The sequence below is a fragment of the Massilia eburnea genome, from assembly GCF_009720745.1.
Taxonomy (GTDB): Bacteria; Pseudomonadota; Gammaproteobacteria; order Burkholderiales; family Burkholderiaceae_D; genus Rugamonas; species Rugamonas eburnea.
In genome coordinates, this window is the sequence record NZ_WNKX01000003.1 from 23,554 (window position 1) to 38,029 (window position 14,476).

Genomic DNA, 14,476 nt, shown 5'->3' on the forward strand with positions numbered 1-14,476 from the left:
GGAGCCGTATGAAGTCGCTGCTGAACCAACTGCCCCGCATTACCCTTGTCCTTCTGGCGGCTTTCCTTGCCGCCCTTGCGGCACGCAGTTGGGGTGAAACGACGACCTTGCTGGTGCTGAGTTCGATCCTGATGTTCGCCTGTTGCTGGGCCAGCGCAAGCCACCTGCTCGGGCCTGGCCCGGCGCTGCGCTTCGTCATCATCGGCGTCGTCCTGGGCTGGATTGCGGAGGAGCTTGGCGCCACGCGCGGCTGGTTCTTCGGTTCCTACACCTATACCGAAGTGCTCGGCCCGCGCATCGGCGCCGTGCCCTTCATCATTCCGCTGATGTGGTTCGCCCTGTGCTACGTGGCCTATGTGATCGCCAACCTGATCGTGTGGCAGGCGCCGTCGGATGGCGCGCCGTCGACGCTGCAATCGCTGGCCATGTCCTTCATCGCCGCCATGATCGTCACCGCCTACGACCTGGGCGCCGATCCTTACATGGTGTTCACGCTCAAGGCCTGGATCATGACCAAGACCGATGGCGGCTGGTTCGGCGAGACTTTACAGGGCTTTGTCGGCTGGATGGCTGTCGCTTTCGCGATCATTTACTGTTTCCGCCTGAGTTTGCGCCGCAAGCAGCCCGCCGCCAGCAGCGCCGTCACGCCGCTGCATGCCCTGGTTCCGCTGTTCATTTATGGCGGCAGCATGCTTTTCCAGTCGCTTCACGGCAGTCCGGTCGAGACCCGGGCCATCGCGCTGTTCGCCATGGGTATTCCCCTCCTGACGGCCATGTGCGGCTGGACGCGCTGGAAGGCCGCTGCATGAGCGCCCTTGTCCACGCGGACACCCTGCGCGCCGATCCGCTTGCGGACGACACCATCGCAGCCGTCCTGGCCGGGCACGAAGGCGGCCAGTGGGAAGCCATTGCCATCGTCAACCGGCTGCTGGCGCAATGGCAGTCCAACGCCATCGTAGCGGCCTGGCGGGCGCCTGAGGGTACGCCGCAGGTTATCGCTGACGCACTGGAAAGCTATCTTGCCCAAGGCAGCCGGCTGCCCGCCTGGGCCGACGCCGAAAAGATCGCACGCGCCGAAGACCTGTTCTTCGACATGAGCATGCTCTCCTGCAGCCTGCTGTTCTGCGCCAGCCTGCCCGAATGCTACGTGGTTCCCAACTTGGCCGGTGTGCTGCATGTAGCCGGCCAGCTTGAGGCCCACTGCGACTACCGCGTGCGCTCCACGGCGGCCATGATCTTCCCGGTCATGATGCGTGGCGGCCTTGGCAGCCCGGACGGCAGCGGCATCGCGCAAGTCCTCAAGGTGCGGCTGATCCACGCCACGATCCGCCACCTGATTCTGCGCGGCAATCCTTCCGATGCCGTCAGCGACGGCAGCATCGCCCTCGCGCCGCTCGATGCGCCCTGCCGCAATGTGTACGATACGCTGTACAACAATGGCTGGAACGTCGCAGCCCACGGCCTGCCTTGCAACCAGGAGGAACTGGCCTACACCCTGCTCACCTTCCATTTCATCTTCCTGCGCGGCCTGCGCCGGCTGGGCCTTGGCCTGTCGCAGAAAGACGAGGAGGCCTACCTGCACGCCTGGAACGTGATGGGCCATGTGCTCGGCATTGAAGACGGATTGATGCCGCAAACGATGGTGCAGGCCGAGGCCAGTTTCGGCACGATACAGGCGCGCGCCCGGATGTCGACTTACCAGCCCGACTCCCGCCCTGCGCTGGGCGCTGCGCTGATGAAGGCAATGCAGGATGAAATCCCCCTGCGCGTGCTGAAGCCCTTCCCGGTGCTGCTGACACGCTACCTGTGCGGCGACGCCGCCCGCATCGACCTGGGTCTGGACCAGCGCGTCAGCCTGCTGTCGCGCGCCCTGTTCGTGGCCGGCATGGCCACCACGCGCGCCATCGACACCGTGGGGCGCCTCGTCCTGCCCAACTTTTCCATTTGCCGCATGCTCACACGCATTTTCGGCTACCAGATCACAGTCAAATTCCTGATGGACCAAACCCGCCCATTGAAACTCCCCCCGGCCGTGCTGAACCAAGTCGATCACACCGTGCGCCGCTGGGGCAACGACCCCAAGGCGCCGCGCTGGATGAATGCGCTCGAAGCGCGCCTCGCCGGGCGCCGCGCAGAGCAGCCAGCGGAAGGCCGGCAGCCATGCTGAAACGCTTCCTCCTGGCATTGTTGCTGGCCTTTGCCGCCAGCCTGGCATTGGCGCAAGCCGCGTCCACTGATGCCGTGGTGCTTGACGAGCACTCCGGCACGCACGATGCCTGGCCCGCTGTCACTATATTGAAAGACCACGGCGGCGCCCTCAGTGCAGCGGAAGTGCTGGCTGCCGCCGGCCAGTTCCATAAACCGCAATCGGCTTACGCCACGCTCGGTGTCAACAAAGGCACTGTGGTCTGGGTGCGCATCCCGGTCGTCGTGCCGCCGGAAGGCAACGGTGAATGGACGCTGAACATCGACTATTCGCAGATCAACCGCGTCGACGTTTTTGCCGCCACCGATGGCGTCCTGCATAGCCATACCGTGACCGGCAACCTGCAGCCGGTGGTCGCGCCGGCAGGCGGCGGCCGCACGCCGGCAGCGGTCCTGCGCCTGACGCCCGGCAGCGAACATGTGATCCTGCTGCGGGTCGAGAACATCGGCTCGATGATCCTGCCCATCCACTTCTCCAAGGCTTCGGTCTACCACGCTTCCGCGCTGGCCGAGCAAATGCTGCAGGGGATCCTGATTGGGCTCAGCCTTTGCCTGCTGCTATACAGCCTGGCGCAATGGGCCAACCTGCGCGAACCGCTGTTTGGCAAATACGCCCTGCTGATCGCCGGCACCACCTTGTTCTCGGTCGAGTTCTTCGGCCTGGGCAGCCTGTACCTTTGGCGCGACAATGTCTGGATGACGCTGCACGCCGGCGGCCTGTTTGCCTTGATGGCGTCCTGCGGCGGCTACCTGTTTGTGGAGCAGGCTTTGGCCCGCCCGGGCGTCGACCGCACTTTTTCGCTGCTGATGAAGGGCGGCGCCGCGCTGGCAACCCTGTTCGCGATCGCCTACTGCGCGGACGTCATCAGCGTCGACGTCCTGGTGATCGTCGTCAGCACCCTTGGCCTGCTGCCCATGCTGCTTGGCCTGCCGGGCGCCTTCATGCGCGCCCGCCGCGGCGACTCGGTCGGCATCTATTTCCTGGTCGGCTGGGCAGTCAGCTTCCTGTCTTCCGTGATCCTCAGCCAGGTCATCAGCGGCAAGCTGGCGGCCAACTTCTGGACCATGCACGCCCTCCAGTTTGGCAACGCCTTCGACATGCTGGTGTTCATGCGCATCCTCGGGCTGCGCACCAAGGCCATGCAGAACGCCATGCTGCGCGCGGAGGCGGCAACCCGCCTCAAGTCCGATTTCCTGGCCAATATGAGCCATGAAATCCGCACCCCGATGAATGCCATCATCGGCATGAGCCGCCTGGCCCTGATGGCCGATCCGAACCCGAAGCAGCGCAACTACCTGGCCAAGATCCTTGGCGCCGGCGAGCACCTGCTGGGCATCATCAACGACATCCTTGATTTGTCCAAGATCGAAGCAGGCAAGCTGGCGTTGGAAAAGGTACCGTTCAGCCTGGACGAAATGCTGGACCACCTTTCCACCCTGACCGCGGTCAAGACCGACGCGCGCAAGGTGGAGCTGGTATTCCGCGTCGAGCGCGGCGTGCCGCCGAAACTGCTCGGCGATCCGCTGCGCTTGGGCCAGGTGCTGATCAACCTGACCAATAATGCCGTCAAGTTCACCGAACGCGGCGAGATCGTGGTGGCTGTCAAGGCACTGGAACGCTCTGCCGACAGTGTTGCGCTGAAGTTCAGCGTCAGCGACACCGGTATCGGCATGGACGAAGAGCAGCTGGCGCGCCTGTTCCAGTCCTTCAGCCAGGCCGACAGCTCGATCACCCGCAAATACGGCGGCACCGGCCTCGGCCTGAGCATCTCGCGCCAGCTGGTGGAAATGATGGGCGGCAGCATCAAGGTCACCAGCACGCCAGGCGTGGGCAGCTGTTTCAGCTTCACCGTCAAGCTGGGGCTGGGCGACGCTTCTTCGGAGGCCACCCCATCCCCAACGGCGGCGCTGCAGCAGGCGCGCGTGCTGGTCGTCGACGACAGCGCCAGCGCGCGTGAAGCGCTGGTCGAAATGCTCGGTTCCTGCGGCGTGGCGGCAGATAGCGCCAGCTCCGGCGAGCAGTCGCTGAACATGCTGGTGCGGGCCGTGGAGACCGGCACGCCATACCAGGTGGTGCTGATGGACTACATGATGCCCGGCTGGGACGGGGTGGAAACCATCCACCGCATCCATGCCGATCCGCGTTTCGCCGCGCCTCCTTCGATCCTGATGGTCAGCGCCTGCACGCGAGAAACCGTGCTGCAGCAGGAAGGTGAATTGCCGCTGCAAGGCTTCCTCACCAAGCCGGTTGGCCCGGCACTGCTGTATCACAGCCTGCTTCAGGTCCTGCGCCCCGAACTGGCCCAGCATGCGACTGCCCGGGACGAGCAGCGCGGCTTGCCGCAGGAAGAACTGGCCCGCCTGCATGGCGCCCGCATTCTGCTGGTGGAGGACAATGCCAACAACCGCGAAGTGGCCATCGACTTCCTGGAAGCGGCGCGCATCCAGGTCGACGTCGCAGTGCACGGCGGCGAAGCGGTGCAGATGGTGCAGCAGACCGACTACGACCTGGTGTTGATGGACGTGCAGATGCAGGTCGTCGACGGCCTGACGGCGACCCGCCAGATCCGTGCCATCGACTCGCTGGGCAAGCTGCCGATCCTCGCCATGACCGCCCACGCCATGCCGGAGGACCAGGCCAAGAGCCTGCAGGCGGGCATGAATGCCCATATCACCAAGCCGATCGACCCCGACGTCCTGTTCCGCGCCATGCTCAAATGGATTGACCCGGCGCGCCTGGTTGGCCGGGCCCTGCCTGGCGCGCCCGCCAGCGCACCGGCGGCCCCGGCGGTGGCCTATCCACCGCTGGCCGGCGTCGACTGGCAATATGCCCTGGCGCGGGCCGACCGCAATCCCGCCATCCTCGCCAAGCGCATGCGCAGCTTCTGCACCGAGTACGGCGACGGCCCCGCGTTGCTGCTGGCAGCCTTGGCCGGCGGTGACTGGGCGCCGGTCGAGCGCCTGGCGCACAACCTCAAGTCCAGCGCCACCTACCTGGGCGCCGCCAGCCTGGCGCAGTTGTCCGACATCGTGGAAGCCGGCATACGCGACGGCAAACCGGAACGCTGCACGCGCGAAGCATCGGCCATGGCCAAGTCGCTGGACATCATCCTCGAGGGCTTCGGCAACGCCTTGCAGCCGCCAACCGGCAGTGAAAGCGTTGCCGCCGATTTCGGCCGCCTGCTGCGCGAACTGGATGGCTACCTGCGCACCGATGACGCGCGCGCCGAAGACCTGCTGACGGAACTGAGCGCGCTGCTGGCCGGATCTTCCCACGCCGCATTGCTGGCGCGAATCCAGCGGGCGGTCGACGAAATCGAATATCATGATGCCCTGAAACCGTTGGCCGATCTGGCCAAGGCCTTGGACATCAACATGGAATTGAGCGCATGAGCCAGGAAATGCAAAAGGTCCTGATCGCGGATGATGACGGCATCAACCGCCAGGTCCTCGCCAGCCTGCTCAAGCCGGACTACGTGGTACTGCTGGCCAAGACCGGCGAACAGGCCATCGAACGGGCCCAGCGCCACCTGCCCGACCTGCTCATGCTCGATGTCATGATGCCCGATATGGATGGCTACGAAGTGCTGCGCCGCCTGCGCGCCGATCCCGCCACCGCGCGCATCGAAGTCATTTTCATCACCGGCATGGGCCGGCCGGAAGACGAGGCGAAAGGGCTCAAGCTGGGCGCCGCCGATTACATCACCAAGCCGTTCAATGCCACGGTCGTGATGGCGCGTGTTGCCACCCACCTGCAAGTGGTGCGCCAGCGGCGCCTGCTGGAACACCTGGCCCATATGGATGGCCTGACCGAATTGGCCAACCGCCGCCGCTTCGACGAAATCTACGAAAGCGAATGGCAGCGCGCAACGCGCCACGCGCACACGATGTCCGTGGCGCTGCTGGACATCGACTGCTTCAAGCAATATAACGACCATTATGGACATCCAGCCGGAGACCGTGCCCTGCGCGCGGTCTCCCGCGTTGCGCGCAACGCAATGCGCCGCCCCTGCGACATCGCCGCCCGCTACGGCGGTGAAGAACTGGTGATCCTGATGCCGGAAACGGATGCGGCGCAGGGGCTTTACGTGGCGGAAAGCATACGCGAGGCCGTTGCGCAGCTGCTGATCCCGCACGAGCAGTCCGTTGCCAGCCCGGTGCTGACGGTCAGCATCGGCGGCGCCACCCTGCCCCTGGGCGAACAGGAAAGTGCAGCGGCACTCTTTGAAGCCGCCGACTCCGCCCTGTACCGCGCCAAGGAGGCCGGCCGCAACCGCGTCAACTGGAGGATGTGATGGCGAAGCGCTTGATGATCGAAGGCGTGGTGCAAGGCGTTGGCTACCGCTACGCCTTCGCCGAACGCGCCGCAGCGCTCGGCCTGGCGGGCTGGGTGCGCAACCGCAGCAGCGGCGCGGTGGAAGCGTGCGTGCATGGCCCGCCGGACGCCATACAGTCCATCATCGACTGGTCGCACCGCGGCCCTGGCGCCGCGCGCGTCAGCCACGTCCATGTAACGGACGATGCAGAACCTGCGCCAGCCGGCGCCACCTTCGATATCCGGCCAACCGTCTAGTTTCAGGCGCCGAAAATCCGCAGCAACAGCCAGGCGGGCAAGGCCAGGTAGAGCGCCAGGTGCGCTACCCTTTCGAGGCCAAGCCTGACGCCTGCTGCGTCGCCTGGCCGCAAAAATGCCGCCAGCAAGGTGCCCGACTCAATCAAGGTCCGCAACAAGGCCGCTCCCAAGGCAACGCCGATCGTCCATGCCGCCCACCACAGGGCAAATGCGCTCAGGTAGGCCGCCAACCCGAAGCTGTAATATTCGCCGAACGCGCTGCCATAGGCGATATGCTGGTGCAGGTGGAAGGCGGGAATCGCAAGGGCCAGCGGCAACAGGGCGAATTTGGCCCAAGGCTTGTCCAGCCAATAGCCAGGTTTCGCAGCAAGCCCGAAAAGCGGCGCTTGCCCGGTCGCGAGCGCCGGACCACCGTTTGCGGCCAGGGCGGCGGCAAAGCCTGCCGGATCTGCCAGTGCCAGCCCATACTTCCATTCGCCTCCCGGCGCCAACTGCAGGCTGACCCCGCAAGCAGGCAAAGGCAGGCGCCACACCTTCACAGCCGATATGCTGCGCAGGTCCAGTTCCAGCCGTTGCGCGCCGCGCGTCAGCACCAGTTTTCCCGTACTGACCGCCGCCTGCGCCGCAAATGCCATCAGCACGCACCATGCAATCGCCTCCGGCAGCAGGAATACCAGTGCAAAGATGCGCACCTGGCCCAGCGTATTGCTGCGCAGCGGCTCATTCAGCAGCATGACCAGGCACATGCCGAGGAGGCCTGCCCGCGCCAGGGCGCGCAATACGCCCGCGCTCACGCGTGCAGCGAAGGGCAGCACTGCCACCCGCGCCGGGAACGCCAGCGCAACCGCGACCTGGCCAGGTTCCGCCCCACGGCGGGGCAGCCACGCCCGGCTGGCGGCCATTGCCGCCAGTATCAGCAAGAATGCGCTACACGCCAGGCCGGCCCAGTCGCCCCACATCACCATCAAGGTTGGCGCCGGTGAACGCACCGGCAGGTCCGCGATCACCAGCGCCGGTTCGCCAACCCGCGTGCCTGCCAGGATCTCGCCGTCGATACCTATCGCCGCACTGAAGCCGTTGGTCGTCACACGGAACTGCGGCAATCTTGTTTCGATGCTGCGGAAAGCCGCTGCCGCCTGGTGCAGGCGGGCACCCGGACCGCCTTCGCTGAACCAGGAGTCATTCGACATTGTCAGGATGACTTGGCCACCCAGGCGCGCGCCCGCAATGGCCAGTGCGGGATCGACATCATCGCGGCAAATGAGCGGCAGCACAGGAATCTCCCGGCCATCAGCCAATCGTAAAGGCAGCACGCGGGCGCCGTTCCCCGGCAGCCAGGCGCCGGCCCAGGGCAGCAAGCGGCGCACGAGCGGGCCATCCAGCCAGCCGGGCAGGTATTCGGTGAAGGGGAACAGATGCACTTTGCGGTACGCTCCAACCAGGCCCCTGTCCGGCTGCACAAATGCGGCTGCATTGTATTCCCCACTGCCGTCACGGTCGTAGGTCCCAAACACCAAGGGCACGTTTGCCGCCTTCACATAGTCGAGGATTTCGCGGTCAAACTCAGCGCCCGCCTCGCTCTTCGGATGACCGAATGTGGTCGGATAGGCCGTCTCCGACCACAGCAGCGCCTGTGCGCCCTGGCCTGCCACGGCGTCGTAGCCCATGGCGAAGTGGCGGTTCAATAGTTCCCGTACCACGGCGTAAGCGCCCAGCTCCTGCCGCTGTCTCTCGTAATCACCGATATTGGCTTGTATTAGCCCCATGCGTAAGGGCGTGCCCGCCGGTGCAGGCTGGCCCGAAAGCGCGTACGCGCCGTAGGCCGCCAGGAAAGCCGGCGCCAGGGCTGCCAGCGCGAGCCGGTACGTTACGGTCCACCAGCCGAGCCCGCGGCGCTGGATGCCCGCCGCCACTGCCTCGTTGGCCAGCAGCAGTAACAGCGTCAACCCCGCTGTCCCGCCGAGGTCCGCAGCCTGCCGCAGAAGGCGCGAAGGGTACAGTCCATAGCCAAGGGTATCGCCAAGCAGTCGTGGCAGCAGCCACTCGCTGCCCACCCATGCCGCCGCTGCTGCGACCGCCCCCAACCCAGGGCCGTGCCATCGCGCCGCGAGATGGCGCGCCACGGCGTAAGCAAAGAACTGCGGCTGGAAGAGCGGGGCCGCCAGCAGCAGCAAGGCCACCCCAGGCATTTCACCAATCTGCGTATAGCGCCCGAACGCTTCACCGAACCAGGCAAAGCCGGCGGCGGTATAGGCCACCGCCATGCCCCAGGTGCAAAGCAGGACCGCTGCGAACGTGCGGCGTCCAGCAAGGACCAGGAGCCAAGGCACGAGCAGCACAAAGCCCAGCACCCATCCCGCGCCGCCGCGCGCATAGAGGGCGGTCATCGCTGCGCTCGCGAGAATGCAGGCAAGTTGTCTCATTGTCCGGAAGTATCGATCGGTGGAGGAATCACGATGCGCCGCAGCGGCAAGCCCGGCGGCGCCAGCTCAGGCGGCACGACCCGGTCCCTGGGCATGTCAATTGGCCGGCTGGCGGCGTCGTACAGCTGGAAATCGGGGGCAAACATGAGGATCGGCTCGATGGTCTGCCCATCGTCCGTCACCTGGTGGTGGCGCACATATCCTGGCGGAAGCGCAAAATCGTTCGGCACAGCCAGCCCCACCAGGGGTGGATTGGTGCCAGGAGGATTGAATGCGCCAAGCCCGGTGTGCACGCCCTGCTCATGCAGGCGCTTGATGACTTCATTCATGGTCGGCTTTTCGCCCCGCATGACGTAGCTGCGCAAGTCGCGCGTAGGATCGGCATCGCCCTCTGCCGCCGGCTGCGGCGCACGTTGGGGCCGCGCAGCTGTAGCGGAAGCGGAAGCGGCCAACGCGCCAGCGCCTTGCCGCTGCGCGGCAGTCAGCACTGGCGCTGGCGGACGATCCGGCCGGTCGCCCGGCTCCGGGCGAGCGAAGAACCAGAGGAAGAAGGCCAGGCTGGCCGCACCCACGGCCAGCAGCAGCGCCGCCGCCAGAAAGGCCGGGCGTGGGCGCCAGGAGCTCACGGCGAAGGCGAATTAAAGACCGATACCGCCCACCCCATCCGCTCATGCCCGAACTGGTTCCAGATCGGGTTCTTGCCGCCGGTGAAGGAGGTATAGCGCGGCGCCCCGGTCCCGGTCGTGCCGCCAAACAAGCCCGCGGTCACCGTGCTGCCGGTATAAGTCGGGTGGGTATCGTCGGACTGGATATAGTCGTAGCTGCTGCCGGCCGACACAAAGTGCGTATTGGCGTCGCGGATGGTCGAACGCAAAGTCGTCGTGATGCGCGTCACGTAGCTGGCTTGGCTCTCGCCGGCCACATAGCGCAGCGCGTCGGAATCGACCTGGCCGTCGCCGTTGCTGTCATAGTCGGCGCCCATGTATTGCGCGAAGTTGTCCGCGCACTGGAAACCCTTCTGGCGCGCCGTATCGCACATCATGAAGTTCATCCTGGCCAGGATGGGCAGGAATTTCTGCTGCATGTTCACGGTGGCGCCAGTGCTCGGGTCCTTGCAGGAACTCTGCACATTGTCCGCCGCATAGCCCGGATAATGCAGGTTGGAGATGACCTTCACCTTCACGCCCGGATAGGCGTTGGCGTTGATGTAATCCATCGCCGCCGCCACGTAGGTCTTGCAGCTGTTCTCAGCCGCCGTCAGCACCGAATCGTCGCAGGTACCGGTCTGGCTCTTGAAGGCGGAGCGCGCCTGCAAGCCGTCGTTGCCGCACATTTCGAACGTGACCACGCGGGTGTTGCTCGCCTGCATGTAGGATCGCTCAGCGACAATCTTGTTGTTGTAGACGTCCGAAGCGACTGCGCCCGATTTGGCGCGCCGCACGCTCTCAATGTCCGCATTCCACAAGGCGGACAGGTATTCCGCATCCACCGTCGGCGCCGAATACTTGGCGGCGCTGGTGATGGAGCCGTTATACCCGGCATAAATCGAATCCCCATAAGCCACCACGCGGTACTTGGTCGTGGTACCGGCTCGGTCAATGGTCCAGGAAACGTTTTGCGTCAGGGTGTTGGCGGAAGCTTGTCCGCCAAGGGTGAAGAAAACGACAGCGGCCAAAAGCGTACGACGGAAGCGAGTATGCATGAAGTGTCTCCGATCATTGAAGTAATTGTTCGAATCGACCAGCCAACAACCCATCTTAACGCCGCCCCGCACGGCTTCGGCAGCCTGGCTCGCGGGGACAATAAAATGGCCGCACAGGCCTATTTCCATGTCGCGCGCCCGCCACGATGCGGCATAATAGTGGCATGCTGAAACTGACCTTTCTTGGCACCTCGTCAGGCGTGCCAACCATACGGCGCAACGTCACCGCGCTGGCCCTGCACTCAACAATGAATCGCGACTGGTGGCTGGTGGACTGCGGCGAAGCGACCCAGCACCAGCTGCAGCGCATCGCACTCACCGTGCACGACCTGGCCGGCATTTGCATCACCCACATCCACGGCGACCATAGCTACGGGCTGCCTGGGCTCCTTGCCAGCGCCTCCATGACCGGCCGCAAGAAGCCGCTGATCCTGGTCGCGCCGGCCGGCGTCAAAGCCTGGCTGGATGCGACCATGCTGCACACGGAACTGTTCCTGACCTTCGACATCATCCACATCGACGTCGCCGGCCAGGATGTAGTGCATCGGCAGCAAGGCCTGCAGATCGAGCGCATTCCGCTTTCGCACCGTGTGCCGAGTTTCGGATTTAAGTTTAGCTTCGAAAAGACGACATGGAAGGTTGATAGCGAGGCTTTGCGCGCACGCGGTGTTGCGCCAGGTCCGGCCTGGGGCCAGCTGCAGCACGGGAAAGACGTGCAGCTGGACGATGGCAGCGTGCTCGTCGCTGCTGAGTTCCGCGCCGAGCATAGCGAGCGCGCCGTCGTCGTGATCGGCGGCGACAACGACCAGCCGCCGCTGCTGGCCGAAGCCTGTGCCGGCGCCGACGTCCTGGTGCATGAAGCCACCTACACCGAGGCCGTGCTGCAAAAAGTCGGCCCTGGCCCGCAGCACAGTTCCGTCGAACGCATTACCCGGTTTGCCGCCTTGGCGGAGGTGCCCAACCTGGTCCTGACCCACTTCAGCCCGCGCTACGACAATCCCGAAGGCATGGCTGAGGTACACGCGGAAGCGCGCCAGCACTACAGCAGGAACCTGTTCCTCGCGCGCGATTTCGATACCTATGAACTCAATGACGGCGTACTGGCCAAGCTGCCACCGGCGCCGCGCAGCAAGTAATCCTATGCCAGCCATCACCGAATTCCGTCAGCAGGACCCGGCGCCCGAAGTCGACCATCCGCGCGCAGAGCGCCGGCTCGAGGGTAACCCCAAGCGCACCACCTGGAACCATTTCACCAACGCCAGCGGCGAAGTCCACGCCGGCATCTGGGCTTGCGAGAAAGGCAGCTGGCGCATCGCCTTTGCGCCGAACAAGGATGAATATTTCTGCGTACTGCAAGGCCGCTGCCGCGTGATCGACGAAAACGGGTACGCCGCCGATGCGGGTCCCGGCGACGCGCTGGTGATACCGGCCGGTTTCAAAGGCGTGTTCGAAGTGCTCGAACCGGTCCGCAAACACTATGTGATCGTCGAGCGCCGCGGCGTCGATTAAGGTAGCTGCACAACCAGCTTGCCGTGGGCGGCGCCCTGCTCCATCAGCTTGTGCGCCGCCCGGATCTCCCCGAACGCGAATACCTGGGCGGGGCGCCCGCGCAACCGGCCGCTTGCCATTGCATCGGCAAGTTCCTGATAGGGAATCGAATGCATTTCATGCCCCGGCTCGCCAAAATTGAAGCTGCCGAAGAAGCTCAGTTGTACGGTTGATGGCATATCGGCCAATGGATTGAACGCTTCCAGCGGCGCGAGTCCGCCGAGGAAGCCTGCCAGGCATACGTGGCCGCCCGGAACGGCAAGCCGCAGCGAAGCGCGCAAACTGCTATTGCCCAGCAAATCGAGGATAGCCTCGTATTCGCCCGCCTGCTCGTGCTCCAGCGTTGCGCCGGCAATCAGGACCCGATCCGCGCCTGACTCCCGGAGCGCCGCCACTTGCGACGCCGAGCGCGTGGTCGCAGTCGTCCGTGCTCCCATGTAGCGGGCCAGGTCGAGCGCAGCGCGGCCCAGCGCCGAATTTGCGCCCCTGACGAGCAAGCGCTGGCCAGCCTGCAGCTTCAGGCAATTGCTCAGGCAACTCCAGGCGACGCCATACGATTCGGGCAGCATGGCAAGCTGCTGCCATGGAAGGCTGGTCTCCAGCGGCACCACATTGGCACGACGCACGGCGACAAGCTCGGCGTAACTGCCCTGCACCGTGCGTCCCATGCCGCCCATTGCCGCCAGTACCGTTTGTCCGTGCGCCAGCTGCCCGCTGGGGTCTTCCGCCACCGTTCCAACGCATTCGATGCCGCTGACTGGCGCTACGCTTCCCCATTCGCCGCGCCTCATGTACAGTTCCGCGTGATTCAGGCCGAACGCCCTGACCTGGATCAGGACCTGGTCTTGCCCGGGCCGCGGCCTCGGCTGCTCCTGTTCGGCGAGGACTTCGGGACCGCCGAATTGGCGGCGAACGATAGCGCGCATAACTACTCCTGGTTTGGTTTGTGAGGTCACCAGATTAATTTCTGCACGCAGTGAAAGATATTGGCAATTTCGAACCGACCCGTTTCAAAAACCTGAACATGTCACGCACACCCAGCCTGCACCAGCTCGAATGCCTGCTCGCCCTGGCCGCCGAAGGGAGCTTTGCGGCCGCTGCCAAGCGCCTGCACAAGTCCCACACGGCGGTTTTTGCCACCATAAAGAATCTCGAAGAAACTGTCGGCGTGGAACTCCTCGACCGGAGCGGTTACCGCGTCACGCTCACGCCGGCAGGGGCCTCGTTTCATGAGGAAGCGGAACGCGTGGTGCGGGCGCACGCCGGGCTGGCCAACCATGCCATCCAGTTGCGCAGCGGCGCCGAGGCCGAATTGCGCATCGTCCTGGGCGACTTATGCCCGCTGGCGAGCACGCTGGCGCTCTTTACCGGCTTCTTCGGCGAGTCGAGCGGGACGCGGCCGGTTTTCCATACCGAGGTTCTCGGTGCACCGTGGGCCAGGCTGTTGCGGGGCGAGGTAGACCTCTCGATACATCACCTGGACCAGCCGCGCCCGGAGCTGGAAACGCACTATCTGTTTGACGTGCAGGTGGTTCCCGTCGCGGCGCCCGGCTTCCTGCCTTTCGCTCCGCATGCGCAAATCCAGCCCAAGGACCTGCGTCCCTTGCGCCAATGCGTGTTGCGGGACGGCGCCCGGGATTGGCCATCGCCGTCCTATCACCTGCTCAATGGCGCGCCTTCCGTCAGTGTTGGCGACCAGGCCAGCAAACGCGAGATCCTGTTGCAAGGCCTGGCCTGGGGACATATGCCAGCACACATGATCGAGGAAGACCTGGCGGCAGGCCGCCTCTTGTCGCTGGCCGGCGAACATTTGCGGGGCGCCACCCTGCCTCACCATGCGTTGCGGCTGCGCGAGGCAAACCATGGGCCGGTCGCACAGGCTTTGTGGCAGCGATTACTGGTGAAATCCGCCTAATTGAAACTGGCCGCATGTTAAACTCCGCCACTGCATTTGGTGGAGTAATTTTGAATGGCAGTGATGTCGTTGTTTGGCTTGTCTGTGCTTTCGGCGCTTCCTTTATCCTG

General features: G+C 64.8%; 12 protein-coding genes. 8 read left to right on the top strand and 4 right to left on the bottom strand.

The annotated features are described in order from the left end of the window. The first annotated feature begins 8 nt into the window (after positions 1-8). From GM658_RS04635 to GM658_RS04655, 5 genes are read left to right on the top strand one after another with little or no spacing between them, the layout of a single operon-like run. The gene (locus GM658_RS04635) at positions 9-809 is read left to right on the top strand and encodes a carotenoid biosynthesis protein (protein ID WP_155452841.1); all 801 of its coding nucleotides are present in this window, start codon (positions 9-11) and stop codon (positions 807-809) included. Continuing rightward, on the top strand, positions 806-2,167 hold the full coding sequence (locus GM658_RS04640) for an oxygenase MpaB family protein (RefSeq protein ID WP_155452842.1): 1,362 nt from the start codon (positions 806-808) through the stop codon (positions 2,165-2,167). The genes GM658_RS04635 and GM658_RS04640 overlap by 4 nt, the downstream gene beginning before the upstream one ends. Beyond that, entirely contained in the window at positions 2,161-5,598 is a 3,438-nt protein-coding gene (locus tag GM658_RS04645) for a response regulator (RefSeq protein WP_155452843.1), read from the top strand. The genes GM658_RS04640 and GM658_RS04645 overlap by 7 nt, the downstream gene beginning before the upstream one ends. Continuing rightward, positions 5,595-6,500 (top strand): diguanylate cyclase, encoded by a 906-nt coding sequence (locus GM658_RS04650; RefSeq protein WP_155452844.1) that lies wholly within the window; start codon positions 5,595-5,597, stop codon positions 6,498-6,500. The genes GM658_RS04645 and GM658_RS04650 overlap by 4 nt, the downstream gene beginning before the upstream one ends. Next, positions 6,500-6,778: an acylphosphatase gene (locus GM658_RS04655; protein ID WP_155452845.1), complete on the top strand. Its 279-nt coding sequence runs from the start codon at positions 6,500-6,502 to the stop codon at positions 6,776-6,778. The genes GM658_RS04650 and GM658_RS04655 overlap by 1 nt, the downstream gene beginning before the upstream one ends. A gap of 2 nt (positions 6,779-6,780) precedes the next feature. Here the strand turns inward: GM658_RS04655 and lnt are convergent, their stop codons facing one another. Genes lnt through GM658_RS04670 form a run of 3 tightly spaced genes read right to left on the bottom strand, consistent with a single transcriptional unit; the run spans position 6,781 to position 10,903 of the window. After that, on the bottom strand, positions 6,781-9,201 hold the full coding sequence (gene lnt, locus GM658_RS04660) for an apolipoprotein N-acyltransferase (protein WP_155452846.1): 2,421 nt from the start codon (positions 9,199-9,201) through the stop codon (positions 6,781-6,783). After that, the gene (locus GM658_RS04665; RefSeq protein ID WP_170298669.1) at positions 9,198-9,827 is read right to left on the bottom strand and encodes a hypothetical protein; all 630 of its coding nucleotides are present in this window, start codon (positions 9,825-9,827) and stop codon (positions 9,198-9,200) included. The genes lnt and GM658_RS04665 overlap by 4 nt, the downstream gene beginning before the upstream one ends. After that, positions 9,824-10,903, bottom strand: a complete 1,080-nt coding sequence (locus GM658_RS04670) for an SGNH/GDSL hydrolase family protein (RefSeq protein WP_155452847.1) — start codon at positions 10,901-10,903, stop codon at positions 9,824-9,826. Before GM658_RS04670 ends, GM658_RS04665 begins: the two co-directional genes overlap by 4 nt. A gap of 164 nt (positions 10,904-11,067) precedes the next feature. Between GM658_RS04670 and GM658_RS04675 the strand changes: the two genes are divergently transcribed. Continuing rightward, a complete protein-coding gene (locus GM658_RS04675; RefSeq protein WP_155452848.1) occupies positions 11,068-12,039 on the top strand; it encodes a ribonuclease Z in 972 nt (323 codons plus the stop codon). 4 nt (positions 12,040-12,043) lie between these two features. Beyond that, positions 12,044-12,412, top strand: coding sequence for a cupin domain-containing protein (locus GM658_RS04680; protein WP_155452849.1), 369 nt, complete (start codon positions 12,044-12,046; stop codon positions 12,410-12,412). Here GM658_RS04680 and GM658_RS04685 read toward each other — a convergent pair. Continuing rightward, on the bottom strand, positions 12,409-13,377 hold the full coding sequence (locus tag GM658_RS04685) for a zinc-binding dehydrogenase (RefSeq protein WP_155452850.1): 969 nt from the start codon (positions 13,375-13,377) through the stop codon (positions 12,409-12,411). The two genes, GM658_RS04680 and GM658_RS04685, sit on opposite strands and share 4 nt — an antisense overlap. A 98-nt stretch (positions 13,378-13,475) precedes the next feature. Between GM658_RS04685 and GM658_RS04690 the strand changes: the two genes are divergently transcribed. Next, positions 13,476-14,366 carry a LysR family transcriptional regulator gene (locus GM658_RS04690; protein ID WP_155452851.1) on the top strand — a complete coding sequence of 297 codons (891 nt, stop codon included), beginning with the start codon at positions 13,476-13,478 and terminating at the stop codon, positions 14,364-14,366. The last annotated feature ends 110 nt before the right edge of the window (positions 14,367-14,476 follow it).